Source organism: Psychrobacter sp. Rd 27.2, assembly GCF_001921755.1.
In the GTDB taxonomy this organism is placed as follows: domain Bacteria; phylum Pseudomonadota; class Gammaproteobacteria; order Pseudomonadales; family Moraxellaceae; genus Psychrobacter; species Psychrobacter celer.
In genome coordinates, this window is record NZ_MRYB01000004.1 from 73,173 (window position 1) to 99,823 (window position 26,651).

A 26,651-nucleotide genomic window follows, 5' to 3' on the forward strand; every position below is an offset into this window, starting at 1 on the left:
GGGTAACTAAAGCGTTACCCTCAGCCAACCCAAGCGCAGGTTTGCTCAGAGCACACTCATTAGATGGTTTAAACGTGAAACATAGCTTGTGGTGTCTCTAAATACATACAAACCTTGAGCAGTAAGCCGAGCAGGGGATAAGTATTGATAATGATAACTAGACAACGGTAATGGCACAAAATCAATGCCATGTCCGCCTAAAGGGTGACAGCGACTTAGACGCTTTAATAACAACCAGCTACCCGACCACCCGCCATGCCATGCCAACGCCTGCTTGCCATAGTTAGAGCACGTTGGATAATAACGACAGCGCGCCGGTATGATAGGGCTTATTATCTTTTGGTAAAAAACAATGAAATAATGAATAAATTTGTAAAAAAAATTATTTATTATTTTTATTAAAAAACCCATTTTATTCTTTTTCTATTTTTTTAAAAATATTATTTATTTGATTTTTTAATTCTGTATTATTTATATCTTTTAAAGATTTTTTTATGATAAAGACAATATCTTTGTTTTCTAGATTAAAAGACTTGATACGAAACTGCTCACGTATTTGGCGTTTGATTAGATTGCGCATCACGGCCGTGGGTACTTTGCGCTTGGTGATCGCCATACCTACGCGTGCACCTCCATGCGTGTTAGTACGTACAAACGCCATCAAATGGCTTTGATGAAGTTTACGCTCTGGCGCATCAAACACCTCTTTGAACGCTGTAGGCGTGAGCAGGCGCTGCGCTTTGGTAAAGCGAGCATTGGGGGTCACTAAAGCAGTATGGGGCATAATTAACCTAGTTTTAGAGCTTACGATGGTAGCAAGAATAATAGCGTAAATATCAAAGCAAAGTATAGAGACAAAAAAAGCGCCGATATAGGCGCTTTTAATATATGACGATGTGTTAGTTGTGAAGACTGACTATCGCAATCTATAATTAATAGAAACACAACAAGCACATATGGCCATGCTTATCGCTATCTACTGATTATACAGTAAGGCGATGACGTCCTTTAGCGCGGCGACGGGCTAAGACCTGACGGCCTTTTTTAGTTGCCATACGTGCACGGAAACCGTGAGTACGTTTACGCTTGATCACGCTTGGTTGGAATGTACGTTTCATAACTCACCTATCAAAATAATGGGACTAAATTCGTAATAGCGGAGGATTATACCATTCCCTATTATTTTGGTCAATAAACTAATTTGCTTTATGAAATTATCGTTGAATCCGGTAAAGACCTCTGTGCGTCTCAAATAATTTAGATACTTAAACATAATTTATCCAGTAGTAACTGTCATCCAAACAGATATTCAAGGGTCTCAAAATCGTTTAGTTATCCACAGTTTTCTGCCAACTCCATAATAATTAATTATTAATATATATAGATATTGTTATTGTTAGGGGCGATTTTTTCTGTGGTTAACTTATGATTTCTCTTTTATATCAGTTATTTGTGCTATGGGTAAGGTTGTGGATAACTTGTGCATGGATTATGGATAACTGAGTGTTTTTACTTATCCCCAAAAGTATCCACAGCCTTATCCCCAAAATAGAGGATGTTATCCACAGGCGATTTGTGGTAGATTATCATCTTGTTTGGCGGACAAGAGACAGCATGTGGCTGTCTTTTTATTTGATTATCAAAAGCGAGCAAAAATATCGATGCTGGTAGCAGCGAAAGGCTTGCCTCTGGTGTCAGTTTGCTGGGGATTTGATATTAACGAGGTAATGGGTTTCATGATAGATACAGCCACTATTTGGGATAAGTGCCTAAATGACTTGCGTTACAGCGTCAAGGACAACGTATTTACCATGTGGTTACGGCCACTGTCAGCGCATCAAGAGGCCAGTAGTTTAATTATTCTTGCGCCCAATGATTATTTTGTAACTTACATCAAAAAAAATCATTTACAAGATATTCAGCAGTTGGTAGCTAAGCACAGCCAAGGCAGTATCGAAGAAGTTGTGGTGCGTGTAGACAATGCTGGTCGTCAGGTAGAAGACAACCCACAAGCGCAGTCAGGCTCTCTGTTTGCAGAGGATATCCCCTCCCCTACCCTTACTGACCAAAATTTTCAGACCGCGCATCATCATATGGCAAAGGCCGACATCGATACCAATACGCGTCAGGCAGAATTAATTGGCTCTGCTGATGCAAAATCGCTTAGCTATCTCAACCCTGACTTCACCTTTGAGACCTTTGTCACTGGTAAGTCTAACAATTTGGCTTATAAAGCCTGTTATGAGCTTGGAAAACGTCAGTCAAAAAACCGGCACAATCCTTTATTTATATATGGGCCTTCTGGTTTGGGAAAAACGCATTTAATGCATTCTGTTGCACATCGCTATTTAAAAAATAATCAAAGTTTTTATTATTTCACTTCTGAAAAGTTTATTAATCAATTAGTTTATTCATTAAGAAATAATAAAATAGAAGATTTTAAGAAAAAAATAAAAAAAGTAGATTTATTGATTGTAGATGATATTCACGTATTGGCTGGAAAGACAAAAAGTAGTAATGAGTTTTTGACGTTATTTGCTGACTTCACAAGTGGTGATAAACAGCTGATTTTGGCATCTGATAGACATCCCTCACAGATGACAGAGTTTGATGAGCGCTTTAGGTCGCGCTTTTCTTGGGGGCTGACGGTGGCTGTTGATCCGCCTGAGATTGATACACGTGTACAGATTTTGCAGAAAAAAGCGGCTTCTTATGGGATGACGTTGCCTAAAGAGTGTGCGCTGTTTATCGCGCAAAACGTCGTCTCTAATGTTAGGCGTTTAGAGGGCGCCCTAAACCAAGTATTTGCCAATGCCAACTTAACTGGCGCGCAAATCACACTAGAGATGGTGCAATATGCCCTAAAAGATATCGTTGCCATGCGTGTACAAGCAGTCAATATGGACAACATCCGCAAAATCGTCGCTGAATATTATGATGTGACGGTAAAAGACATTATGGGGCGCAAGCGTACCCGCAGTATCGCAAGACCGAGGCAGATAGCCATGGCTTTGTCACGTGAGCTGACGGGTGATAGTTTTCCAGAGATTGGTCAGTCGTTTGGCGGCCGTGACCATACGACAGTGATGCATGCTTGTGATAAGGTCAATGAGCTGCGTGCAGCAGACCCAGCGTTTGATAAGGATTACAAGACGCTAGCCCTTATGTTGCAAGCAGGTTAGCAGCTCTCAGTCTTACTATGTTTTAGCGCCATGATATGGTTTATACTATAGTCAATCCGACATACCAGTAGGACAGCACCTATTTTAAAATAGTTTAACTTTATCAATGTCTAGGCAGACGTATGCTTTATAGATTATCGTCAGTAGACAGGGTATGATTAAGCTACTATTTGTATAGTCGATTCACTGTAAAAGCGATACAGTGCAGCTGGTATAATTTTGCCCAGCATCTGTCAGCATAGACACAGCAAGAAAGGAAAGTCTGTACCAGTTGCACGTTCATATGAGTCTATCGATTTTATTTCGAACTGACTGTAGTTTGTTTTTTGTAAAAAAAGAATCCTTTAAATAAGAGTAACTAAGCATGCAATTATCGATTAATCGAGAGTCGTTACTAAAAGCTATTAATTTGATCGCCAAAGCTGCTGATAAGCGCCATAACATGGTCATTTTAGGCAATATTAAGTTGCAGCTATCTGAGTCGCAGCTGATCTTGACGGCGTCTGACCTAGAGGTCGAGCTGACATCGACATTGAAATTGCCTGCCGGTGCTTGTGTTGCCGCAGGGACGACTACGTTACCTGCCACTAAGTTAAAAGATATTTGTAAATCGCTGCCAGCTCAAGCTCAGATCAATTTGACCACGCAAGAAAACGAGCGCTGTTTGCTGACCAGTGGCAAGAGCCGCTTTACTTTGGGCACCTTGCCAAGTGAAGACTATCCAAGCCTAGGCAATCCAGAGAACATCACGCCACTGATCATCAGTCGTAGTCGTCTGACGGATCTGATTCACAAGACTCAGTTTGCGATGGCTATCCAAGATGTGCGCTACTATCTGACTGGTATGTTGTTCGATGTCTCTCAGCAGCAGCTGACCACGGTGGCCACCGATGGGCACAGATTGGCATTGGCGCGTAGTGTGATCGATGTCAGCAGCGACCTAAATATGCAAGCTATTTTGCCGCGTAAAGCAGTCATTGAGCTTGAGCGCTTGGCCTCTGAGCTGGGTAAAATGCTGGGTGATAAAGACAATCCTGTCACTCTAAGCTTTGGCCGTGAGTTTTTGCAAGTCAGCTTGCCATTTGGTGAGGTGGATAGTGCAGGGCAGGTCAGTGATGATTTGGTAGTGACTTTTACCGCGCGCCTGATCGATGGGAAATTTCCTGATTACCGCCGCGTCATGCCGAGCAATACAGATAAGTTGGCGCTGTTTAATCAAGAAAAAATGACAGAAGTACTGCGCCGTGTGGCGATTTTGAGTAATGAAAAATCTCGCGGTGTGGTTTTTAATTTTGCCACTGACGGTATGGTCGAAGTACGCGCCAACAACGCTGAGCAAGACGAAGCGGTCGAGGTGATTCAGGCGAAATATCAAGGTGAGCCGATGGAGCTGTCGTTTAATGCCGCGTATCTACAAGACGTATTGGGCGTTATCCAAGGCGATGTACAAATGCATATGAGTCAATCCAATGCCTCGGTGTTGGTCAATCAGCTAGGTGATGAGTTTCATCAGTATGTGATTATGCCAATGCGTATTTAGTGTTCGCAGCTTATCCCCACTAAAAGCAACGTACACGTGATTTTAACAGTATTACTAAGGCTGTTTTTTGCCAATTTAGATCAAAAACAGGCCTTAGTAAACTCTAAGCTTTCGACTCAAATTGATTTTTAAACCCTTCTTTACTAAACGTTTATCTGCTAGTTTAAGCGTTTTTAATAGGCGGCTGTCGCTATCATGATTGAACGTCTACAAATCTCAAATTTGCGTAATCTTACGCAGGTCAATTTGCACACTGCCGCCTGCAACGTGCTGATTGGTGCCAATGGCAGCGGCAAAACCTCGTTGCTTGAAGCCATATTTTTGTTGTCCAGAGGCAAAAGCTTTCGCCATCATCAGCCTAAACGTTACATTCAGCATCATCAACACACTGCCACCGTTCATGCGCGCTTGAGTGATGGCAATACGTTGGCGATCCAAAAGCAAGCTGATGCCACAACGCTGCTGCGGCTCAATCAAAGCACTGTCTATAATCAAAGCATCTTGACAGAGCAACTACCGACACTATTGATTGATCCTTCTAGTATGGACATGCTAGAGCAGGGCAGCGCCAGTCGTCGCCAGTTGTTAGACTGGCTAGTGTTTCACATGAAACAGGGATTCCACCCGCAGTGGCTGGCGTATCAGCGCCTGCTAAAACAGCGCAATAGTTTATTAAAAAAAAGTAAGCATTTAACGCACGTACAGCTTGCTGAGCTGAGGTCTTGGGATAAAGGGCTTGGCAATCATGCCGCGCTTATTCACCATTATCGTCAGCACGTGTTTACAAAGTGGCAGCCCTTCTTTGCCGACAGCATCGCTCAGCTGTTGCCGAGTTACGCCGAGCAGCTGAGTCTAAGCTACCATGCAGGTTACGATACCGATGTGGCGCTAGAGGTGCAACTTGGTGAGCGCTTAGAGCAAGACTTGCAGTTGGGTTATACCCGTATCGGCAATCATCGCGCTGATATCCATGTCCATTGGCGCTCTAATGATGCCCTAGCAGCCAACGATACCATGCCACCTGACAAGCTACCTGCTGGCTCGGGCAGCAAGCAGGTAGTCGCTGACACCTTACCGATACTAAAAGAGCAGGCGGCAAATGTCTTGTCTCGCGGCGAAAAAAAGCTACTCATCACTGCGCTACGTTTATCACAATTGCCTTTATTGTTGCAGACGGCTGCCACGACACAAGCAAATACCAATGAAAACGAAAGGGTGCTCACCGCCACACCAGTGGTACTACTTGATGATATCACCGCCGAGCTGGATGAGAGAGCGATAGAGATATTATTATCCACGTTAGCCAAACTGCCTTGTCAGGTGTTTATGAGCAGCCTGACCGCTGATATCACGCCTATGGTCAACGGTTTATGGGCAAACCCTATGATGTTTCATGTGAAACAAGGGCTGATTTTGCCTTTCTAATAGCGCTAAATCTTGTCAAGCAGCCGCAATGAGCTTAACTATATCATCTGCTTTGTTTTTCTGATTTGACTATCATACTCAACGGCACTTTATCTCATTTTTATGATCATTTTGAAATGAGGACACGCCATAGGTTTTATTAAAATACCGTCCATCCTAATACGACTGTCCAAAGCAATAAAACGACCAGTAAACAGTGACTTAGAGGCAAAAAAATGCTAAAATAGGGCTTTATTTTTGTCCTGTTCTCAGCAAGTTGTTTTGTAGCGTTACGTAGTGGTTTTTAAGTTTCTAACTGTCTTTAAGTTTATGATAATAAACATGTTTTATTTACTTCTTTAGCTTTGATAAGACATAAAAGAGCAGAAGTTAATAGCAAGAAGATAAAACATGGTTTTTAAGCTTGGCTTAAAGTAAGAAAGCTTTTATAAGGTACTGGCGACTCGTACTTTGGCTCACGACATAGCGCTACTGGTGTTAACTCTACAGATTGGATTTGACATGATGTCATGCGGCTTCATCGTAGTGATGGGTCAATGGCAAACGGCTGATGATGGCTAGATTAAGGAATGCACATGAGTGATTCATTACCTAACGACCACGAGCAACTGACAGTCGGCAGCGTTGCCGCAACGACTGCTGCAGCGGAAGGAGTGCCTTCAGACTACAGCTCCAAAGATATTCGTGTACTTCGCGGCCTAGAGGCGGTGCGCGTACGTCCTGGCATGTATATTGGTGATACCGATGATGGCACAGGCTTGCACCATATGGTCTTTGAGGTGGTGGATAACTCTATCGATGAGGCACTGGCGGGACACTGTGATCAGATTGATATTATCATTCATGAAGATGAGTCGGTCAGTATCATGGACAACGGGCGCGGTGTGCCTGTCGACATCCACCCAGAAGAAGGCGTGTCGGCCGCTCAGGTGATCATGACGGTACTACACGCTGGTGGTAAGTTCGATGACAACAGCTATAAAGTCTCAGGCGGCTTGCATGGTGTCGGCGTTTCAGTCGTCAACGCTTTATCAAAAAAGCTGGAGATGAATATCTGGCGTGAAGGCTATCATTACCATCAGACTTATACCGATGGCGTGCCTGATGCCGATATCGAGCAACTAGAAGCGACCGATAAGACCGGTACACAGATTCGTTTTTATCCTAGCGATGAGGTGTTTACTGGCACCATCTTTGAGTACGATATCTTAGCCAAACGCTTACGCGAGCTGTCTTTTCTTAACTCAGGGGTGCGCATTGTCTTGACTGATGAGCGTATCGACAAGCGTCATGAGTTTGAACACAAAGGTGGCTTGTCAGAGTTTGTCAGCTATATCAACGCAGGCAAAGAAGGTATCAACGAGGTCTTTCATTTTACCAGTGAGCAAGACGACGGTATCGCGGTCGAAGTGGCGCTGCAATGGACGGATACCTATAACGAAAAAGTACTGTGCTTTACCAATAACATCCCGCAGCGTGATGGCGGTACGCACTTATCAGGGTTTCGCTCAGCGCTCACGCGTGGTCTAAACAGCTATATGGATCGCGAAAACCTGTTTAAAAAAGAGAAAGTCGCGGTCAGCGGTGATGATGCACGAGAAGGGTTAAGTGCGATTGTTTCTGTGAAAGTACCTGATCCAAAATTCTCTAGCCAGACCAAAGATAAGCTGGTATCGAGCGAAGTCAAGTCAGCAGTCGAATCGGCGATGCATGATAAGTTTAATGATTATCTGCTTGAAAACCCAACTGCGGCTAAAGCGATTGCCAATAAGATTATCGATGCCGCTAGAGCTCGTGATGCTGCCCGTAAAGCGCGTGAGATGACGCGCCGCAAGACCACGTTGGATATCGCTGGTCTGCCTGGTAAGTTGGCAGACTGCCAAGAAAAAGATCCGTCGCTATCAGAGCTATACATCGTGGAGGGTGACTCTGCGGGCGGTAGCGCTAAGCAAGGCCGTAGCCGTAAAACTCAGGCTATCTTGCCACTCAAGGGTAAAATCTTGAACGTCGAGCGCGCGCGTTTTGATAAAATGCTGTCATCTGCTGAAGTAGGCAACCTAATTACCGCGCTTGGCTGCGGTATTGGCCCTGATGAGTACAACCCTGACAAGGTGCGCTATCACAAAATCATCATCATGACCGATGCCGACGTCGATGGCTCACACATTCGCACGCTACTGCTGACGTTCTTTTTCCGTCAAACGCCAGAGCTGATTGAGCGCGGTTATATTTATATCGCTCAGCCGCCATTGTATAAAGTCAAAAAAGGTCGTCAAGAGCTGTATCTAAAGGACGATGAAGCGCTCAAAGCTTATCTATTGTCATCGACGATCGATAATACCAAGCTGCATATCAGTGCCGATGCGCCTGCTATCACGGGTCAGGCGCTTGAGACATTGCTAAATGACTATAACCAAACGCAGCTGATTAAGGCACGTTTGCAGATACGTTTCCCTGCAGTGATTTTGGATGCTTTGACGCACACGCCCAAGCTAAATACGGATATGACGTATGATAAGTCAGCCATGCAGGCGTGGAAAGACGCTATGCAGGCGCAGCTTGAGCAGTTCGGTAGTGAGTTAAGCCCTGAGATTGAGCTGGTCAATATCCATGAGCCGCAACCAGAAAATATGGACGCTGCTGCCGCTGATCTGCTGGGTATGACCGCTGCATTGACTGCTGATGAGAGTGAGTCGGCTGATAGCGATGCCTTGTCGACCAAGGCCCAGTGGCTACCGCGTATCACGGTGTATGTGCATCAGCTGGCGCATCATTATTTGCTTGATGCCAGCTTTATCAATTCGAGCGAGTATAGCAAGCTGCTGCGTTTATCAGCGGAGTGGAATACTTTGTTAGAAGATAGCGCCTTTATTCGCCGCGAAGCGGGTAGTGGCACCACCAAGGATATTCCTATCCGCGATTTTGATTATCTCTGGCAGCAAATGATGCTAGATGCCCGTCGCGGCTTGGCCATCCAGCGTTATAAAGGACTGGGCGAGATGAACGCCGACCAGTTATGGGATACGACGATGGATCCTGAAAACCGCCGTATGCTACGCGTCACTATCGAAGATGCCATCGCAGCCGATCATATGTTTACCTGCTTGATGGGCGATCATGTCGAGCCGCGCCGTGTGTTTATCGAAGAAAACGCATTAACGGTCTCTAACCTTGATATCTAAGGTTTAGCTTTTACATTAAATATAAAATACCGCTTTGGTTTCCAAGGCGGTATTTTTTTAATAATAAGTTTGTTTCACGTGAAACTTTCGTAAGTAAATTGTCATAAGCTGGCAATTCTAATTGATGGACATCAGATGATCGAAGTACTGTTACTCGCTATTGCGCTAGCGATGGATGCGCTTGCGGTGTCGATAGGACTGGGCGCTAAATCGCAACAACAAAACCCGCGCTATACCTTGCGTTTGGCTATTTATGCTGCGTTATATTTTGGCGCGGCGCAAGGCGTGATGCCACTTATCGGTTATTTGCTGGGCGCGGCACTGTTAGGTTGGCTCGCCACTGCTGCGCCTTGGATCGGTGGATTTATTCTTATCGGACTGGGCAGTAAGATGCTCTATGAAGTATTTTGGGCAGATGAGGGTGAGATTGTAGATAAGGGGCTGCGAGTAAGTAATGAAGCGGCTGCTATAAACGATAGCCGAAAGAAAAATATCAGTCATCGCACCATGTTTACCTTAGCGATTGCCACCAGTATCGATGCGATGGCTGCTGGTTTTACCTTAAACTTGCTCGCTCTTAATGCGTGGCTAGCGTGTGTAATCATTGCGATTGTCACGGCTGTTTTTAGTGCGTTTGGTATCTGTCTGGGTAAAAAATCAGGTACCTATCTTGAGGATAAAGCAGAAGCGCTCGGCGGATTTGTACTCATACTCATCGGCTTAAAGGTCATGTTTGTTGGCTAGAGCATGCCCCCAATTCAATCGATATGGCCATCTAAATGGATTAAACAAAACCGCTCTGATAGCCAAAGCGGTTTTTTGTTTCACGTGAAACGCTAGCATTACGCTTTGTCAATAATTACGCTTCGTCAGTATCAAAACGCCAAGCTAAGACCCGCGTGTTTTTTTGCCCTTGGCTCATCTCGATAATACGCATCTGTGCCACACCCAGCTGTTTTAGCAGCAGTTGTAGCGGTTTTACGTTTTCGGACTTTGAGACCAAACTGGTAAACCAGCCTACATGCGCAGCAAACTGTTGGCTTTCTCTTATCATATTACTCAAAAAAGCAATCTCACCGCCCTCAGACCATAGCTCTTTGTGCTGACCACCAAAGTTGAGGTTTTGCGCGGCATTGCCTGACTTGGTGGAATGGCGACTGATTTGCGCGCTTTCGTTTTTGCCGCGATGGCGCTGCAAGTTGTGCTGCTTTCGGCTATTGGCTTGCATCGCTTCGTCTAATGAGGCATGAAAAGGCGGGTTGCATACCACTACATCAAAGTAGTCCTGCGGACCGATAATGTTTTTAAAGATATACTTTGGCTCAGGTTGCAGCTTAACCTTGATCGTACCCTTGAGCTTGGGATTGGCCTGACAAATCACGCTGGCGGTATTGACAGAAACCGGATCGATGTCGCTTGCAGTAAAGCGCCAGCCATAGCTTTGGCTACCGATGATGGGATAGATGGCGCTGGCACCGGTGCCGATATCGAGCGCGTGCACCTCTTTACCCGTGGGCGGCGTTTGGTCGTCATTACTATGCGTGGTTTGTGTGAGTAAGTCGGCGATATAGTGAATATAATCGGCGCGACCTGGGATAGGCGGGCATAAATAGCCCTCAGGAATATCCCAAAACTTTACACCATAATAGTGCGCGAGCAGTGCTTGATTGAGCACGCGTACGGCTTTGGCATCAGAGAAATTAATCGTCGGCTCGCCATTGGGGTTGCTGGTGGTATGGTCGGCGAGCGCAGGTAGCGCGCGGGTCAATACAGCAAAGTCGTAGCGACCCTGATGCGGGTTGCGCGGATGTAGCTTGCCAAGTTTTTTGGCGGTCGCAGGCGAGCGGTTTTTATGTTTAGAGTTTGCAAGGGTGCTGGTCATAGTCAGTGGCTTTGATGTTTGGATATAATCGACCAGTTTAGCAGATTTCGAAGATAACAAATGTGTTATCGGCTGCGTAAAATCAGGTTTAGTCCCAAGGCGATCATCGCGCTGCCTAAAATGCGATCTATCCAATGCTCCACGCGGCCAAAACGCTTGAGAATGGCAGGAATGGACAATAACATCACCACGGTGCTAAACCACGCCATCTGTAGCACCATCATCCAAACACCATAAATCGATAACTGCCACAGCGGGATATCAGGCGACAACACCAAGGTAAATATCGCGACAAAATACACCGGCGCTTTGGGATTAAACACATTACAAAAAAAGCCGCGGCGCAAGGTAGCGAGGGTTGAGTCGTCTTTGAAGACGTCTTGCGCTGGATGTTTGATAGGTCTCTGCTGTGGAATGTTTATGGCTAAATCGGAGGCAGGCTTTGGCTTAGCCCCAATCCCTTGCCAACCGAGATACATCAGATAAGCACCGCCAAGCCACTTGATAGCGGTGAGTAGCGGCTGCGAATGGGCAATCACCGTTGCCAATCCTAATACAGAGTAGGTAATGTGTACCGCAAGCCCTAGGGTGATACCGAGACTACAAATCAATCCAGTGCGTCGTCCCTTAGACAATGTCTGCTGTGAGACCAAGACAAAGTCAGGGCCAGGAGAGGCCGCCGCCAGTAAGTGAACGCTGGTGATCAGTAAAAAGCCGTGCCAAAATTCCATAAGATACTCGTAAATTGTCATGTTTGTCGACAGTCTCATGATGGTGGCAGTTATTAGAATCGCGGTCAACTGCTATTCATTTTGTACGGCGTTTAGTACGGCCACTTGTGTAATGGCGATAGGGTGTCTATATTAAAAGCACACTTGCTAGATCAATAAAAGGGACAAGATCATGGCCACACAAAGCAATAGCAGCACAGACAATCGCATCACTTATGAGACCGATGGCTACATTTGTCTCATCGGCCTCAATCGCGCCGACAAACGCAATGCCTTTGATAGTCATATGATCAAACAGCTCTCCCAAGCACTTACCCGCTATGAGAACGATGATAACTTACGCTGTGCGCTGATATTTGCCCATGGCGAGCACTTTACCGCTGGCCTTGATCTGATGGAGCTGCAAGATAAATGGGACAAAGGCGCGTTTGAATTTAATGATAATGAAATCGACCCATGGGGCATAGGTGGTAAATTTCGCAGCAAACCTGTGGTGGTGGCGATACAAGGTACCTGCTTTACCGCAGGTATCGAGCTGATGCTCAATAGTGATGTGATCATCGTAAGTGACAATAGCAACTTTGCGCAGATGGAGGTGCAGCGCGGTATCATGCCCTTTGGCGGGGCGACGGTACGCTTTGTCGCGGCGGCGGGCTGGCAAAAAGCCATGCCGTATCTACTTACCGGTAAAAACTTTGACGCACAAACCGCCGATAAACTGAACCTAGTTAGCGAAGTTGTGCCAAATGGTGAGGAATATCAGCGCGCGCTAACGATTGTCAAAGAGATTTGCACAGCCGCACCACTTGGCGTACAAGGGCTACTATCCTCTGCGCAAGATGCCAGCCGTAATGGCGCAAAATCAGCGCTGGCCAATATCCACGGTTATCTACCGTATCTGTTTCACTCACAGGACGCAAAGGAGGGCGCGATGGCGATGGTTGAACGCCGCGCGCCGGAGTTTAAAGGGCGTTAAAAGCCTTTGCTAAACCTTTCATAATAAACAGTAAAGCTTTGGGTTCTATAAAGGATAATGCCAATGCAATATGACTTTGATGAGATAATCGATAGAAGCAATACAGGGTCGGTCAAATGGCACTATAGTGATGACACTATTCCGCTGTGGGTCGCCGATATGGACTTTAGAGCAGCGCCGCCTATCTTGGCTAGCGTACAGCGCGCGGCCGATCACGGCATCTTGGGTTATACCAAACCGACCGGCGCTTTGTATGAGGCGATTATCAACTGGCATAGCAATCGTTATGATTTGCAGTTAACTCATGACAACATCTTGTTCTCGCCAGGGGTGGTGCCAAGTCTTGCGCTGATGATGCATGTCTTTACCGACGTAGGCGACGCGGTACTGGTCAATGATCCCATTTATACACCGTTTATGACTAAGGTGCAGCAAAATAATCGCAAGCTTGTGACCTCGGCACTAAAGGAAGTCGATGGTAAGTATCTGCTCGATTTGGTCGATATCGAAGCCAAAATAGTGGCGCATAAGGTTAAGATATATCTATTATGCAACCCGCACAATCCGGGCGGGCGCGTCTGGACGGCTGATGAGCTTAAAGCGCTGCTGGCGCTGTGTCAAAAACACGATGTCGCCATCGTCAGCGATGAGATTCATCAAGATTTAACCTTGACTGGCCATACCTTTACGCCTTTTTTAAGAGTAGCAGAAGCAGAAAATTACGCGCATAAGGTGGTGAGTCTCACCTCGATGACCAAAACCTTTAACGTGGCGGGGATTAAAGGCTCGATGATCTTTGCCAAAGATGAGACGCTACTTAAAAAAATTAGTCAGCAGCAACAGTTAAATGATGAATATGAGCTAAACCTATTTGCCTATACGGTGATGCAAAGCGCATATGAGCATGGCGAGGAATGGCTTACGCAGATGCTGGCTTATATCGAAAGCAATATTGAGATCACGCTAGACTTCTTAGCAGGGCATCTGCCTGATATCAAGGTCATGCGCCCAGAAGCCTCGTATTTAATTTGGCTCGATTGTTCGGCGTACTTTGATGACGATCAAGTGCTGTATGACAAGCTGCGCGCGGCGAAAGTTGAGCTAAATTCTGGTATCAAATATGGCCGCGAGGGACACCTTAAAATGCGGATTAACGTAGCGTGTCCGAAAACGCTGCTGCGTGAGGGATTAAATCGGGTGTATGCAGCGTTTATGGATGATTAATAAGCAGACTTAATGATATTAATATATAGAATATGAATATCATTTAACCGGATATCCTGTAATGTCTTGAATGCTTTGGTATAAGGGTTTTAGGCGCTCGTACATCTTGCGATAGACCTCGTTATACAGGCGCTTATAGAGTTGCACATTGGCTTTGATGGGGACGAATTCGTCGCCTAAATGGGTCATGGCGTCGCTTGCTGTCGCGTGGTCAGGATAGACGCCGAGACCCACCGCGCAGTTGATGGCTGCACCAAGGCCGGTGGACTCATAAGTGTGCGGGCGGTAGGCGGGCATGGCAAAGATGTCGGCGGTGAGCTGCATGGCGGCGTCGCTTTGAGAGCCGCCGCCTGAGACGCGCAGGTGTTTGATGGGTTTGCCAGTGCGCCTTGAAATGGTATCAAAACCAAGCTTGAGCTCATAAGCAAGCCCCTCCAAGATAGCGCGGTACACGTGCGCGCGGGTGTGCACATCGCCAAAGCCAATAAGTGCGCCTTTGCCCTCAAGCCCAGGATGACGGACGCCCGGTGACCAGTACGGCTGCATGATAAGTCCCATGCTGCCGGCTGGAATGCCTTTGACGGCGGTATCGAGGAGCTTTTCGGTGTCGATGCCTTGGGTTTTGGCAAGTTGTTGCTCGTAGTGGGCGAATTGTTCTTTAAACCAGCTGACCATCCAAAAGCCGCGATAAATCATGTATTCGTGATTGTAGTAATTTGGGGCGGCGGCGGTGTAGGCGGGCATGTGTTTGAGTATCTCGACATAGTCGGGGGAGATGGTATTGATAGTGGCGGTGGTACCAAAGCTAAGACACGCAGTATCGGCGGCAAGCCCCGCTGCGCCTAGAGCTTCGCAGGCTTTGTCACTGGCGGCGGCAATCATCGGCGTGCCCTCTGGGATGCCGGTGGCTTTGGCAGCTTTGGCGCTTATCTCACCGAGGGTTTGGCCTGGTGGGACAATTTTGGGCATTTGCTCGGGGGTACAGCTAAACAGCCGCCATTTCAGGGTGTTGGGTTTGAGCCATGTTTGCGCTTTGTAGTCATACGGCAAATAGCCGACCGAATGACCATTTGAGTCGATAAGTTCACCTACTAGCTGATAGGTGAGGTAGGCGGAGAGATTGACGTAGTGCGCGGTCTGCGCCCATATCTCAGGCTCGTTTTGCGCCAGCCAATTACAGCGCGCTTTTTGCTGGGCGTCCTTAACCAGCTCGCCCATGCCGATGATTTTAGTCAGCGGGTCAAGAAAGCCGATATCATGAGTGTCAGCGCGGCGTAAATCCATCCAAACGATAGCAGGACGTAGCGGCTGCTTGTCTTTATCAAGGCAAATCATGGTATAGCGCTGGGTGGCGAGACTGACGCCCGCGATTTGCTCAGGTTTAATATCGCAGCTTTGCCACAGGTTTTGGCAGGCCTCTGTCAGCTTTTGCCAATAGTAGTCGGCGTGCTGCTCGGCATAATTGGGCTGCTCGGAGAAATACGGCTCGATAGGCACGCGGGCTTTGGCGATCTCGCTGCCAAACTCATCAAAGATCAGCGCTCGCACGCTTTGCGTGCCGTTATCGATGGCTAAGAAATAGATGGGGTCGTGAGAGGTGGTCATAGTAGTCCTTTACTATGGGGGATGTTTATCAAAATCAGAACGTGCTATTGGTACAAGTTTTCCTTGCTTGCGACCGTAAGAATTCTCGAGGCTACGCAGCTTTTGTTTTAAAAGAAGTACCCTATCAGCTCTAATCCTTATAATAACTCGATAAGAAGCTAAGCGGCAGGCAAATGGTAATAACGCTGCCATAACTCGCTATAGCGAGCGACTTCTTGCTGCCACTTTTGCTTATTCCAGCCCAGCTCCTGCTGGCAAATTTGCTTAAGTCTGGCGCTAATCAGCGGCGTCATCGCACCATGCGGGAGGATTAAGCCTAAGCGTGTACGCCGTAGCAGCAAATCATCTAAATGGATGACCTGCTCATAGCGCGCGGCAAAGCGAATCTCCGCCCAAATGGTGTTGCTATCGGTGACATAAGCCAAATCATCGTCATGTGCTAGCGCTAATAAGTTATCGAGCTGCAGACCATAAAATCCTTGCAAGCGCTGCTGTAAGAGTTTTGGTAAAGTGGCAAATTTGGCATGAGTCGGCGTAGGATTGTTAAAGACTTGATCGCTATTCGTTTTTAAGTTTTGAGTAGCAGAGTCATCAAGGTCGAGCACTTCTTGACATTTTGCCAGCACATCAAGCGCAATCAGGCGAAAGGTGGTGAGCTTGCCGCCACTGACGGTCACCAGATTATTATCCAGCCAGACGCTATGATCGCGCTTTTCTTTACTGGGGCTAACGCGCTTACCATCACCGCCATCAGAGATCAGCGGACGCACGCCGGCCCACGTGCTGATGACGTCTTCACGATTCAAGCCAGTCTCATTAAATAGCGAGTTAGTCGCGTCTAATAAATAATCGACCTCTTCATTGGTAATGCCGACTTCTTGGTCATTAAGTGGCGGATGATCCAAGTCGGTGGTACCAAGTACCGTGCGGTTCTCCCACGGGAAGACGAACACCGCTCGTTTATCAGCAGGATGTAAAAAGGTGTAGGCTTGCTGAATTGGCAGACGCTCTCGACTGACGACCAAATGACTACCGCGTGAGGGACGGATTTGCTGATGAAAGCTGTGCCCGCTCTGGGCGCGCGCCTGCCTACGCAGAGTATCGGCCCAAGCGCCGGTGGCGCTGACCACCACTTTGGCATGGATGTCAAAAGTCTGATTGCTATTGTTAGAAGCCGTGTCTTTAAGCGTAGCACCGACGACTAAGCCTTGCTCATTAGTGAGTAATGAATCGGCTTTGAGATAATTAATCGCCTGCGCGCCGTCATGTATTGCTTCATCGAGTACGCGCATCACCAGCCGCGAGTCATCGGTGATCGCATCGCTAAATTGACTGGCACCCAAAAACTTATCTTGCCTGATATTAGGATTTAGCCGTAAAAAAGCGTCTTTTTTAAAGTATTTAAAATAGCGCTTGCCCGCTATCTTGTCGTAGACGCGCAGCAAGGTGTTAAATATCCACGGCGGCGGAAACTTGCCTTTGTAGTGCGGCATGACGTAGTGCATCTCATTGACCAGACCGCTTGCCTCGTCAAGCAACCGCTCGCGCTCGCGTACGCTAAGCAGTGTTGTTTTATAGTCGCCTGAGGCAATGTAGCGCAGGCCGCCATGCACCATTTTGCTCGAGCGGCTGGAGGTGCCCCACGCAAAGTCTTTTTGCTCAATTAATAATACAGATAAACCTCGGCGAGCCGCTTCGCGAGCAATACCTGCACCCGTAATACCGCCGCCGATAATGAGCATATCCCAAGGTTCAGATTTCGTTAAGGGCGCAAGGGCTTGCTGGCGTTGTTTGTTTTGGTTCATAAGATTTTCTTCTTAATAACAATTTACTTTGACACCCAATGAAATAAATACGTTGAATAATGACGCGCGACTGATATTCATTTTTCTTGCGTGCTGTGCCTACGCCGACAGAGGCGGCGCAAAACAAATATCAGTCACGCTGTAGCGATCTTCCACTAAACTGTCTATAAACAAAGCTCTTAATTAAAATTAATCTTCAAGCAACACACCCGGGTTCATACGCTGCTCAGGATCTAGACTTTTGAGCATATCATGAGTCACTTGTAGTCCCAGCTCGCCTTTTTCAGCCGCAAGGTATGGGGCATGGTCACGGCCAACGCCATGCTGATGTGAAATGGTGGCTTTACCATGGGCAAGGCTAGTACTGGCGGCGTGTTTGATTTTTTGCCAGCGCTTTAGTGTTGCTGCATGGTCTTTGGCCGCGCGGAAAAAGTAAGTGGTATATAGACTCGCGCCTTGCTTATAGACATGTGAGATATGAGTAAAGGCCATTACTTCCTCTCCTTCGCTCGCTAAGGCCGTTCTTACCGCCTCTTGCATCTGCGCCATTTGCTCATCGATGCGCCCCCAATTGGTGGCGGTCTCAAAGGTATCGACCATGATGCCGCGCTCCCACAGCGTACCGCGCAGATACGGGAACTTAAAGCGCCCATGCGCCCATACGCTACCCATGATATTGGTGATCTTACCGGTGACACTACCGTGCTGTTTTAATAACTTATTAAACTGCATCAGCGCCAGTTTATTTTGCGCTTTATCGCCTGAGACGCCGTAGGTGAGCATGACTTTGTCTGAATTAAGCCCGCGCGCTTTTAGATAGGTACTAATCGCTAAAAACTGACTTGGCGATGTGCCTAAATGCAGATGCGCATCAGTCTCGACGGCATTGCTGAGACGTAGCATAGATAGGCGAATATTGCTTTGTACCGCTTGTTTGAGCACCGCTTTGCCTGCTGCCCAGTTGGGCAAGAAAGCAACTTTAAATACCTCTTGCTCAGGTTGCGGTTGCACGCGCATCTTCACTTCGGTAAAGATACCTACGCGGCCTTCAGTACCCATCATCATCTCGCGCAGGTCTGGCCCTGCCGATGACGCGGGGATATCAGCAATCTCTAGCACGCCTTGCGGCGTCACTAGAGTGCCGCCTGCAAACATCTGCTCGATGCGTCCATAGCCGAGTGATTGCTGGCCACTTGAGCGCGCCGCAATCCAGCCGCCGAGCGTCGATAGCTCCCAAGACTGCGGGTAATGACCTAGACGGTAACCGTGCTCGCCTAATTGCGCCTCGACCGCTGGCCCTTGGGTGCCTGCGCCAAAGGTGGCGATTTGGCTATCAAAATCCAAGTCGATTAGCCGATCCATTTTACTCATGGCGACGGTCAAAACAGGCCGCGCGCCCCTTTGTGGATTGATATGCCCGACCACCGAGGTACCGCCGCCAAATGGAATAACGATCAGATCGTGCTCGCGTGCCAGCTTGAGTAGTTGCTCGACATCAGCGGTCGATTGCGGATGTGCCACGCCATCAGGAAAGGTCTCAAAATCGCCGCTATGCATGGCGATCCAATCAGGGAAGCTCTGCCCACGTGCGTGTCTGAGTCTGACTTCTTGGTCAGTAGAGACGATATCAAGGTCAGTAATAGCGGCAGGTAGGCGCGATTTTGGCACGGTTTTTAGCACGTCTTTGAGGCTGACAGAAGGTAGCTTTGTGCTCTTACCGATATGCGATTTGATCAGCTTTGCGCCGTGCGGGGAGACTTTTTTATTGATATTGACATTGCCCCAGCCATTCCAGCGTGTCTGCTCGATAGGGGTGTTGTTTGTGGTCGCTAAATCTGGATTAGCATGCTCATCGTGTGAGGTTGCAGCTGCGTTAGCCGCTTTGCGAAAAAGTGAGTTACGTGTGCTCATAGAAGTTATAACCTATCCATTTATTATAACGCTATCGTCATGTCCTATGTCACTTAGAGCCGCCGCCATTTACCTACTATCCGTCCTAACAACATATCGAGATAATATGAGAGGATAGTAAGTAGGCTTATCAGCCGTGTGTCCAATATTTTTACATGACCATAATTTAAGTATGATGTGAGAGTGTCTGCTGCTAAACCTATAGCAGTAAAGCGAAAGTAATGATGATGAAAGCATAGCATAATATAAATAAATGTTTTATATATATGCGTCATTTGTATAAGAAAAACTTATAGTTTTTATATTACAGCGCTACTGGTATAAATTTTCCTTGTATGCTGTATACACAGAGGCTGCAAAAATTCATCCCAATAGCGCTTTGGAACTTATGACAGTTTTGTTTGCAACTGACTATGGCTTATAGCGGTGCGGCTTAATTTGCGCCGTTTGTTGATTGATTTGGCCCTGCTGCTGCTTGTTTTTTTATCATGCTGTTGTTTGATGGTTTCAATCTTTAATGGTATTTACCTATAACAGTCAATAATCGTGAATAATTCATCATCTAATGGCCATTAATGGGCGCAAACTTGTTAAAATAGGGTACTAATTTTTTCTTGATGGACATCGATTTATGACCACTGCCGCTGCTATCCCTACTATCAAAGAAGATCGTATTCTTATTCTTGATTTTGGCTCGCAATATAGCCAGCTCATCGCTCGCCGTGTGCGCGATTCTGGCGTTTTTTGTGAGATGTTCCCTTATGATATCGACACTCAGCGCATCATGGACTTTGGTGCCAAAGGTGTCATCCTATCGGGCGGCCCTGAGAGCGTACATGCGGAAAACAGCCCGCGTATCAATGACGCTGTGTTTGAGCTTGGCGTACCAGTGCTGGGTATTTGCTATGGTATGCAGGCGATGGCAGATCGCTTCGGCGGGCAGGTTCATGCCAGTGATATCCATGAATTCGGCGCGGCGACCATCAATGTCAATGGCCACTCAAAGCTTACTAGTGGCATCGAAGATCAGGTCAGTGAAGACAAATCGACCACGCTAAACGTCTGGATGAGCCATGGTGACAAGGTCATCGAAGCGCCACAAGGCTTTGATATCATCGCCAGCACACCAAGCTGCCCGATTGCCATTATGGCCAATGACAACAAGCAATACTATGGTCTGCAGTTCCATCCGGAAGTGACGCATACCTTACAAGGTCAGGCACTACTCGGCCGCTTTGTCCATCAAATTTGCGACTGTGCCGGTGACTGGACACCAGATAACATCATCGATATGCGTGTGGCACAGCTCAAAGAGCAAATCGGTGACAAACAAGTATTGCTCGGTCTATCAGGCGGTGTCGATAGCTCAGTGGTCGCCGCGCTACTGCACAAGGCAATCGGTGATCAGCTCACCTGTGTATTCGTCGATAATGGCCTGCTGCGTCTGCACGAAGGCGATCAAGTGATGCAAGTGTTCGCCGAAAACATGGGCGTCAAGGTCATCCGTGTCGATGCCGAAGATTTATTCTTAAATGCTTTAGCAGGCGAGTCTGATCCAGAAGCCAAACGTAAAATCATCGGTAAAACCTTTATCGATGTGTTCGCCAATAGCGCCCGCGAAATCAGCGCACAAAGTGATGGCAAAACCATTGAGTTCCTAGCACAAGGGACGATTTACCCTGATGTCATCGAATCAGCCAAATCGCACCAAGGCAAAGCGCACGTCATTAAGAGCCACCATAACGTCGGTGGTCTGCCAGATGACTTAGCGTTTGAACTCGTTGAGCCATTACGTGACTTATTTAAAGATGAAGTGCGTAAACTTGGTATCACGCTTGGTCTGCCAGAGAAGATGATCTATCGTCATCCTTTCCCAGGCCCAGGTCTAGGCGTACGTATCCTTGGCGAGGTCAAAAAAGAATACGCCGATATCCTGCGTCTTGCCGATGCGATATTTATGCAAGAGCTGGAGCGTTCAGGCTGGTATGACAAAACCGCGCAAGCGTTTGCGGTATTCCAACCGATCAAGTCTGTTGGCGTGGTCGGCGATGGTCGCCGCTATGCGTGGGTGATTGCGCTACGTGCGGTTGAAACTGTCGACTTTATGACTGCGCGCTTTGCCCATCTGCCGTATGATTTGATTGAGACGGTAAGTAATCGCATCATGAATGAAATCGCTGATGTCTCACGCGTGACTTATGATGTGTCGAGCAAGCCGCCTGCGACGATTGAGTGGGAATAATCTCTACTCAGTATTTAGCTGAAATAAAAAAACACTCAACTTAGTTGGGTGTTTTTTTATTTTATACAAAGTACTTAATTATTCTCATAACATTCTCTATACTATTGTATAGTGTGTTGACTTTAATAAATTTGACTTTTTACTATATAGTAAGCAATTGAATATGAATTGCTAAAGGATAATGTTTTATGACTAGCAAGATTGAAACTCAGAAGATAAAGATTAAAAATAAACCGTCAACAGATGGTACTTTCTGGAGGGGTCTAGGTGGTCATTTCAGTAGTTTGACTCAGATTATTAGTGAGTTTGTAGATAATAGTATTTCAGGTTTTGTAGAGTCACCTATACCAGTCGCTAATATTACAGTTAGTATAATTCGAATAAGTAACGGTAATGTAAAAATAAAGATTATTGATAATGCGTCAGGTATTAAAGACTTAGATTCCGCATTTGAGATAGGTTCTACAAAAACTAAATCAAGTAGTTTAAATGAACATGGTTTTGGTATGAAACACGCTTTAGCATCTGCTAACCCTAATAATGATAACTGGGTAATAACAACAAGAACTATTGAAGACGCACAAGAAAACAAATATAAGGTTATCTCAGCTCCTTATAAGTTCGAAGGTTTTGAAGCCATTTTACATGATGGAGCAGATATTGAGTCTAAAACAGGAACTAAAATTGAGTTCACTGTCAATACACAGCTATTCAAAACAATTGTCGCAGGCCTGCCAGGAAATTACCAAACTCTTTCGTCGATAGTTAAAGTCCTGAAAGAGGATTTAGGTTATATATACTCTGCATTTATAAAAAATAATGTAGCTTCGATAGTAATTGAATTCAACGAAGAGGACCAAGAGCAAGAGTTTGAAAAGGTTACTGCGATTGAGCCACAAGTAGAAGAAACTATTGAACCTGGCAACAATCAAGAAGTTATTGACCTAGGTGATGGGAATGTAGTTTTAGAATACAAATTTAGTAAAATAAATGAAAACCCACAGTATAAAAAACACTATATTAAAACTATGTCCACTTCAGGAGTCGAGATAAGAATAAATGGGAGGTTGTTAGCTGACAACCTATTTAAGGAAATATGGGGGATAGAAAAGCATAATTCATATAACTATTTATTAGTACAGATAGATGTTAAATCTGAGCATGCTAATAGATTACCTAAAACAACAACCTCTAAAACTGGGTTGAGACAAGACGATGAAAAGTTATCAGTATTGTACGAATGGATAAAAAAGAAGCTACCAACTCCAAAACAAGATTCTAAGTTGAGTGACCATGAAATTGATCTATTTAAGCAACTCAAAGACACTAAAAGACCTCATATAGCAAAAACTGATATCATAACTCTAGAGCAACGTGCATATACGAATTTGAATGAAAAAATACGAATAGATTTTTATGTTAATCAGAATAATGAGGTAAGAATTTATGAAGGCAAAAAAGATAAAACGACGCCTAAAGATGTTTATCAATTAATGATGTACTGGGATGGGTTGGTATTTGATGGTATAAACCCTGATGTTGGTATCTTAATTGCCGCTGAGCATCCTAAATCAGTAGAAGCGATTGTAGACCTAGTCAATAATAGATTAGATGATAATAAAAGAAACTATAACTTCGTTATGAAAACATGGAATGAAGAAGGAATTCCTTATCCAAACTAGTTTGATGGCACAAAACTCCCTTTTTATGAGTTGACGAAATAATTGAATAAATAAAAGAATATTTCGAAAATTTAGTTTGTTTTATTTTTTTAGAAAGATGATGGCAGCGCCCCAAAAGAAGCACTGCCATTATCTAAAACTCAATTGTAGAACCAAAACCCTAACCCCGAACATTCACCACATAACGTCCAACCGTCTGGCTCGCCATAAAGCGATCTAAGTACTCAGACGTTTGCTCAAGGGTAATCTCTTCGGCATAATTCTCTAGGTTAGGCAGTTTCATATGATCATGAATAATAGGCTTTGATGAGCAAATCATTATCAGGCAAACCGCTAACGCTACGCTGCTCAATACTTTTTTAAATTTACCGTCGCGGGTTTCGCGTACGACCAAGGTGGTAAAGTTTGTGTTTTTAAAGGCAAAAGAGTTATTAGACAACAAAAGGTTCCTTATGAAAGTGTTTTTACCTGCTTATGGTTTGAGTAATATCTTACCTTTTTTGCCAGACTGCACTTTGCCCGATACCGCTTCTTTTATATTATCTAGCGTATAAATACCGCCTGTCGGTAGCTTTAATTTACCGCTGGCCGCACGCTCAACCAGCTCTTGCATCAAACGGCTTTTATTATCGGCATCCATCTTTTGCATCAACGCGCCGCCCCAAAACCCTTTGATGGCTGCTTGTTTAAAGATAAGGTGTGTTGGATTGAGCATGAGTGGCTGCCCCGACATTCCGCCTACCGCCGCCATCGTACCACCATGACCGAGCAGACTGAGTAAGTCGCCGCCAGACTGGCCGCCTACAGAGTCGACGGCGCCGCGTATTTTGTCGTCGCCGACGATACGGCGAACTTGCTCTTTCCAATCGTCATCAGCGCTCACCACATTGTGCTCGGTGATACCGATCTCGGTCAGCTCATTTGCTGACTCTTTGCTACGTACGACATTGATAGTATGGATACCGCGCTCGGCGGCTAGCATTGCCAGTGACTCGCCAACCGCACCATTGGCGGCGTTATGGATGAGCCATTGTCCAGCATCAAGCTCTAAAAACTCAATGAGCATCAAGGCGCTCATCGGCATAGCGATCAATTGTGACGCCATCTCATCATCAATGGTATCGGGTATGGAAAGGATACTGCTGGCAGGCGCAGTAAAGTACTCAGCCCACGTGCCTTCGACGCCAGTTGCCACCACGCGTTGACCGACTTTTAGGCCATCGATCTCTCCGCCAATGGCATCGATCGTACCGACTGCTTCGCTACCAGCGAGTGCCGGCAGTGTGGGTTTGGTGCCATATTGGCCTTGGATAGTGATGAGATCGTGATTATGGATAGAGGATAAAATGGTCTTGATACGGACTTCGCCCGCCTTTGGCTCTGGGGTAGGGCAGCTTGCGATGGTGAGTACGTCGGATGGCTTGCCAAAATCGTTATAGGTTGCGCTGCGCATATCTGTATCCTTTTTTATTTTTAGATAAATATCGTTGATTGTTCATTTTGACACAATGATGATTAATCACTCTTCAACCTTAACAAGCGGGCCTTGCTAGCTGCAACCTGACTTTGGTAAAGGAGCGTTGCCTGCTGTTTAGAACGATGAATTGTTATAAAAAGATGTAAGCTGAAGAAGGTTCAGGTTTATAACCGCAAAATAAGCCATAAAAAATGGCAGCGTTCCAAGAAGAACACTGCCATCACTGAGAGCTTTAGTGTTGCCTAAAAACTAAGGCTTTAATAGCACCTTACCGTTTTTGCCAGACTGCAATTTACCATCGACCGCTTTTTTGATATCTGCCAAATCAAACACGGCTTCCACAGGCAGATGGAGCTTGCCACTGGTCGCACGTTCGATTAGCTCATCGATTAAGCGTTGTTTATTCTCCACGCTCATCTCTTGGCTGATTTTACTGCCCCAAAACCCTTTTACGATGGCTTGTTTAAAGATAAGATGCGTCGGGTTGAGCTTCATGGGCTGGCCTGACATAATACCAAAGGACGCCAAGGTGCCACCATGACCGAGCAGTGATAATAAGTCGCCGCTGGCGTCGCCGCCGACAGAATCAACCGCTGCGCTAATGCTATCATCACCGATGATTTGTCGGACTTGGTCTTTCCAGTCATCATCTTCGGTGTTGATATTGTGTTTGATGTTGAGGGCTGCTAGCTCTTTTATGGCCTCGCCACTACGTACGACGTTGATGGTATGGACGCCGCGCGCCGCCGCTAGCATGGCAAGTGATTTGCCGACTGCGCCATTGGCGGCATTGTGAATAAGCCATTGCCCGCTTTTTACTTCTAAGAACTCCAGCAGCATCAAGGCACTGAGCGGCATGGCGATCAGCTGCGCTGCCATCTCATCATCTAGGCTCTCAGGGATGGCAAATACCATGTCCTCGTCAGCGACAAAATACTCCGCCCATGTCGCTTGCACGCTGGCCGCCGCCACGCGTTGCCCGACTTTTAACTCCTTAACGTCACTGCCAACGGCGTCAACAACACCCAGCGCTTCACTACCGCCGATCGCCGGCAGCTCGGGTTTAAAGCCATACTGACCGCGCACGGTGAGCAAGTCATGGTTGTGGATAGAGGCGAGGATGGTTTTGACGCGTACCTCATTGGCCTGTGGCTCAGGGATGGGGCGATCGCCGAGGCTGAGGACTTCGGTGGGTTTGCCAAATTCGTTATAAGTTGCGCTACGCATAAGCATTCCTTTATTGTCGTTTTAACGTTTTTTAAACGAGCGAATATCTGTGTAGGCATCAACACTAGCAACTCTAGCAGCGTTTTATCAGTACTTTTTTGGTTAAGGAGTGTTGTCGTCGCCTCATTGTGCTCATGGTTTTAATAAAACTCAATGCGGCTCAGGACATGCTCTTGGATAAGGTAGGCGCAGATATATGCACTTGGCCATGCAAAAACAAAGGCCAACCCCCACGAGTGCAGCAGCTCGCCAAAAAAGCCATCGACCAAGCCGACTTTTACCAGTAGTAGGGCAGTTGAGATAATAAGCGACATCATCATTGCCATCAGGCCGGTAAATATCAAACGGTAGTATTTGCGCCGTGTGCGTATTCTGATGATAGGAAAGTTTGCCATAGTATTGGGTGTCCTACGCGATGTCGATAACAGTCAAAAACGCGATGACGCTACGACACTGAATTTTTAGCAGATTATATCGCGTGCTCAAATGTGGGTAAAATCGTTATTACTAATGACCAAGTTCGTTATATCTTAATGAGTGTGCGCCATAAAAAACATCAT

The 26,651-nt window shown here is 46.2% G+C and carries 21 protein-coding genes; 9 read left to right on the forward strand and 12 right to left on the reverse strand.

The window, feature by feature from the left end; all coding sequences use genetic code 11:
- Positions 1–45: 45 nt before the first annotated feature.
- The 3 genes from yidD to rpmH form a co-directional block, all read right to left on the reverse strand.
- Complete coding sequence (gene yidD / locus BTV99_RS05110) at positions 46–411, reverse strand: membrane protein insertion efficiency factor YidD (protein WP_083608537.1); 366 nt, start codon at positions 409–411, stop codon at positions 46–48.
- Position 412: 1 nt separating this feature from the next.
- Positions 413–784, reverse strand: coding sequence for a ribonuclease P protein component (gene rnpA / locus BTV99_RS05115; protein WP_075101300.1), 372 nt, complete (start codon positions 782–784; stop codon positions 413–415).
- 199 nt (positions 785–983) lie between these two features.
- Positions 984–1,118: a 50S ribosomal protein L34 gene (rpmH, locus tag BTV99_RS05120; RefSeq protein WP_007394757.1), complete on the reverse strand. Its 135-nt coding sequence runs from the start codon at positions 1,116–1,118 to the stop codon at positions 984–986.
- 618 nt (positions 1,119–1,736) lie between these two features.
- Here rpmH and dnaA point away from each other — a divergent pair.
- From dnaA to BTV99_RS05145, 5 genes are all read left to right on the forward strand, one after another.
- Positions 1,737–3,182 (forward strand): chromosomal replication initiator protein DnaA, encoded by a 1,446-nt coding sequence (dnaA, locus tag BTV99_RS05125; RefSeq protein ID WP_075101426.1) that lies wholly within the window; start codon positions 1,737–1,739, stop codon positions 3,180–3,182.
- A 364-nt stretch (positions 3,183–3,546) separates the two neighbouring features.
- Positions 3,547–4,722, forward strand: coding sequence for a DNA polymerase III subunit beta (gene dnaN, locus BTV99_RS05130; RefSeq protein ID WP_075101301.1), 1,176 nt, complete (start codon positions 3,547–3,549; stop codon positions 4,720–4,722).
- 195 nt (positions 4,723–4,917) lie between these two features.
- Positions 4,918–6,147: a DNA replication/repair protein RecF gene (locus tag BTV99_RS05135; protein ID WP_075101302.1), complete on the forward strand. Its 1,230-nt coding sequence runs from the start codon at positions 4,918–4,920 to the stop codon at positions 6,145–6,147.
- 575 nt (positions 6,148–6,722) lie between these two features.
- On the forward strand, positions 6,723–9,329 hold the full coding sequence (gene gyrB / locus BTV99_RS05140; RefSeq protein WP_075101303.1) for a DNA topoisomerase (ATP-hydrolyzing) subunit B: 2,607 nt from the start codon (positions 6,723–6,725) through the stop codon (positions 9,327–9,329).
- Between the two features lie 135 nt (positions 9,330–9,464).
- On the forward strand, positions 9,465–10,073 hold the full coding sequence (locus BTV99_RS05145; RefSeq protein WP_075101304.1) for a manganese efflux pump MntP family protein: 609 nt from the start codon (positions 9,465–9,467) through the stop codon (positions 10,071–10,073).
- Between the two features lie 115 nt (positions 10,074–10,188).
- Here BTV99_RS05145 and rlmF read toward each other — a convergent pair whose 3' ends face one another.
- Both rlmF and BTV99_RS05155 read right to left on the reverse strand, forming a co-directional pair.
- Positions 10,189–11,211, reverse strand: a complete 1,023-nt coding sequence (rlmF, locus tag BTV99_RS05150; protein WP_075101305.1) for a 23S rRNA (adenine(1618)-N(6))-methyltransferase RlmF — start codon at positions 11,209–11,211, stop codon at positions 10,189–10,191.
- A 65-nt stretch (positions 11,212–11,276) separates the two neighbouring features.
- Entirely contained in the window at positions 11,277–11,942 is a 666-nt protein-coding gene (locus tag BTV99_RS05155; RefSeq protein ID WP_075101306.1) for a LysE family translocator, read from the reverse strand.
- Positions 11,943–12,114: 172 nt separating this feature from the next.
- Between BTV99_RS05155 and BTV99_RS05160 the strand changes: the two genes are divergently transcribed.
- Together BTV99_RS05160 and BTV99_RS05165 are read left to right on the forward strand one after the other, a co-directional pair.
- On the forward strand, positions 12,115–12,918 hold the full coding sequence (locus tag BTV99_RS05160; protein WP_075101307.1) for a crotonase/enoyl-CoA hydratase family protein: 804 nt from the start codon (positions 12,115–12,117) through the stop codon (positions 12,916–12,918).
- A gap of 63 nt (positions 12,919–12,981) precedes the next feature.
- Positions 12,982–14,142 (forward strand): MalY/PatB family protein, encoded by a 1,161-nt coding sequence (locus tag BTV99_RS05165; protein ID WP_075101308.1) that lies wholly within the window; start codon positions 12,982–12,984, stop codon positions 14,140–14,142.
- 39 nt (positions 14,143–14,181) lie between these two features.
- On the opposite strand, the gene BTV99_RS05170 is transcribed toward BTV99_RS05165, so the two are convergent.
- The 3 genes from BTV99_RS05170 to BTV99_RS05180 all read right to left on the reverse strand — a co-directional run bounded on the left by BTV99_RS05170 (position 14,182) and on the right by BTV99_RS05180 (position 19,463).
- A complete protein-coding gene (locus tag BTV99_RS05170; RefSeq protein WP_075101309.1) occupies positions 14,182–15,747 on the reverse strand; it encodes an FGGY-family carbohydrate kinase in 1,566 nt (521 codons plus the stop codon).
- A gap of 158 nt (positions 15,748–15,905) precedes the next feature.
- Positions 15,906–17,552: a glycerol-3-phosphate dehydrogenase/oxidase gene (locus BTV99_RS05175; RefSeq protein WP_075101310.1), complete on the reverse strand. Its 1,647-nt coding sequence runs from the start codon at positions 17,550–17,552 to the stop codon at positions 15,906–15,908.
- Positions 17,553–17,741: 189 nt separating this feature from the next.
- The gene (locus tag BTV99_RS05180) at positions 17,742–19,463 is read right to left on the reverse strand and encodes an FAD-binding oxidoreductase (protein WP_075101311.1); all 1,722 of its coding nucleotides are present in this window, start codon (positions 19,461–19,463) and stop codon (positions 17,742–17,744) included.
- Between the two features lie 631 nt (positions 19,464–20,094).
- Between BTV99_RS05180 and guaA the strand changes: the two genes are divergently transcribed.
- Together guaA and BTV99_RS05190 are read left to right on the forward strand one after the other, a co-directional pair.
- Positions 20,095–21,705, forward strand: a complete 1,611-nt coding sequence (gene guaA / locus BTV99_RS05185) for a glutamine-hydrolyzing GMP synthase (protein WP_075101312.1) — start codon at positions 20,095–20,097, stop codon at positions 21,703–21,705.
- A 188-nt stretch (positions 21,706–21,893) separates the two neighbouring features.
- Complete coding sequence (locus BTV99_RS05190; protein ID WP_075101313.1) at positions 21,894–23,387, forward strand: ATP-binding protein; 1,494 nt, start codon at positions 21,894–21,896, stop codon at positions 23,385–23,387.
- A 160-nt stretch (positions 23,388–23,547) separates the two neighbouring features.
- On the opposite strand, the gene BTV99_RS13745 is transcribed toward BTV99_RS05190, so the two are convergent.
- From BTV99_RS13745 to BTV99_RS05210, 4 genes are all read right to left on the reverse strand, one after another.
- Positions 23,548–23,826 carry a hypothetical protein gene (locus BTV99_RS13745; protein ID WP_075101314.1) on the reverse strand — a complete coding sequence of 93 codons (279 nt, stop codon included), beginning with the start codon at positions 23,824–23,826 and terminating at the stop codon, positions 23,548–23,550.
- Positions 23,827–23,859: 33 nt separating this feature from the next.
- A complete protein-coding gene (locus BTV99_RS05200) occupies positions 23,860–24,840 on the reverse strand; it encodes a zinc-binding dehydrogenase (RefSeq protein ID WP_075101315.1) in 981 nt (326 codons plus the stop codon).
- Between the two features lie 273 nt (positions 24,841–25,113).
- Positions 25,114–26,091: a zinc-binding dehydrogenase gene (locus BTV99_RS05205; RefSeq protein ID WP_075101316.1), complete on the reverse strand. Its 978-nt coding sequence runs from the start codon at positions 26,089–26,091 to the stop codon at positions 25,114–25,116.
- A 140-nt stretch (positions 26,092–26,231) separates the two neighbouring features.
- Positions 26,232–26,486, reverse strand: a complete 255-nt coding sequence (locus tag BTV99_RS05210; RefSeq protein WP_075101317.1) for a DUF2798 domain-containing protein — start codon at positions 26,484–26,486, stop codon at positions 26,232–26,234.
- Between the last annotated feature and the right edge of the window lie 165 nt (positions 26,487–26,651).

What these genes read in the sequence shown, in the direction of transcription:
- BTV99_RS05205 (WP_075101316.1), bottom strand. Translation starts at nt 26,091, where the DNA reads ATGCGTAGCGCAACTTATAACGAATTTGGCAAACCCACCGAAGTCCTC.
- gyrB (WP_075101303.1), top strand. Translation starts at nt 6,723, where the DNA reads ATGAGTGATTCATTACCTAACGACCACGAGCAACTGACAGTCGGCAGC.
- rlmF (WP_075101305.1), bottom strand. Translation starts at nt 11,211, where the DNA reads ATGACCAGCACCCTTGCAAACTCTAAACATAAAAACCGCTCGCCTGCG.
- BTV99_RS05160 (WP_075101307.1), top strand. Translation starts at nt 12,115, where the DNA reads ATGGCCACACAAAGCAATAGCAGCACAGACAATCGCATCACTTATGAG.
- dnaN (WP_075101301.1), top strand. Translation starts at nt 3,547, where the DNA reads ATGCAATTATCGATTAATCGAGAGTCGTTACTAAAAGCTATTAATTTG.
- dnaA (WP_075101426.1), top strand. Translation starts at nt 1,737, where the DNA reads ATGATAGATACAGCCACTATTTGGGATAAGTGCCTAAATGACTTGCGT.
- rpmH (WP_007394757.1), bottom strand. Translation starts at nt 1,118, where the DNA reads ATGAAACGTACATTCCAACCAAGCGTGATCAAGCGTAAACGTACTCAC.
- BTV99_RS05210 (WP_075101317.1), bottom strand. Translation starts at nt 26,486, where the DNA reads ATGGCAAACTTTCCTATCATCAGAATACGCACACGGCGCAAATACTAC.
- BTV99_RS05155 (WP_075101306.1), bottom strand. Translation starts at nt 11,942, where the DNA reads ATGGAATTTTGGCACGGCTTTTTACTGATCACCAGCGTTCACTTACTG.
- yidD (WP_083608537.1), bottom strand. Translation starts at nt 411, where the DNA reads ATGGGTTTTTTAATAAAAATAATAAATAATTTTTTTTACAAATTTATT.
- BTV99_RS05200 (WP_075101315.1), bottom strand. Translation starts at nt 24,840, where the DNA reads ATGCGCAGCGCAACCTATAACGATTTTGGCAAGCCATCCGACGTACTC.
- BTV99_RS05165 (WP_075101308.1), top strand. Translation starts at nt 12,982, where the DNA reads ATGCAATATGACTTTGATGAGATAATCGATAGAAGCAATACAGGGTCG.
- BTV99_RS05145 (WP_075101304.1), top strand. Translation starts at nt 9,465, where the DNA reads ATGATCGAAGTACTGTTACTCGCTATTGCGCTAGCGATGGATGCGCTT.
- BTV99_RS05190 (WP_075101313.1), top strand. Translation starts at nt 21,894, where the DNA reads ATGACTAGCAAGATTGAAACTCAGAAGATAAAGATTAAAAATAAACCG.
- BTV99_RS05180 (WP_075101311.1), bottom strand. Translation starts at nt 19,463, where the DNA reads ATGAGCACACGTAACTCACTTTTTCGCAAAGCGGCTAACGCAGCTGCA.
- BTV99_RS05135 (WP_075101302.1), top strand. Translation starts at nt 4,918, where the DNA reads ATGATTGAACGTCTACAAATCTCAAATTTGCGTAATCTTACGCAGGTC.
- guaA (WP_075101312.1), top strand. Translation starts at nt 20,095, where the DNA reads ATGACCACTGCCGCTGCTATCCCTACTATCAAAGAAGATCGTATTCTT.
- rnpA (WP_075101300.1), bottom strand. Translation starts at nt 784, where the DNA reads ATGCCCCATACTGCTTTAGTGACCCCCAATGCTCGCTTTACCAAAGCG.
- BTV99_RS05170 (WP_075101309.1), bottom strand. Translation starts at nt 15,747, where the DNA reads ATGACCACCTCTCACGACCCCATCTATTTCTTAGCCATCGATAACGGC.
- BTV99_RS05175 (WP_075101310.1), bottom strand. Translation starts at nt 17,552, where the DNA reads ATGAACCAAAACAAACAACGCCAGCAAGCCCTTGCGCCCTTAACGAAA.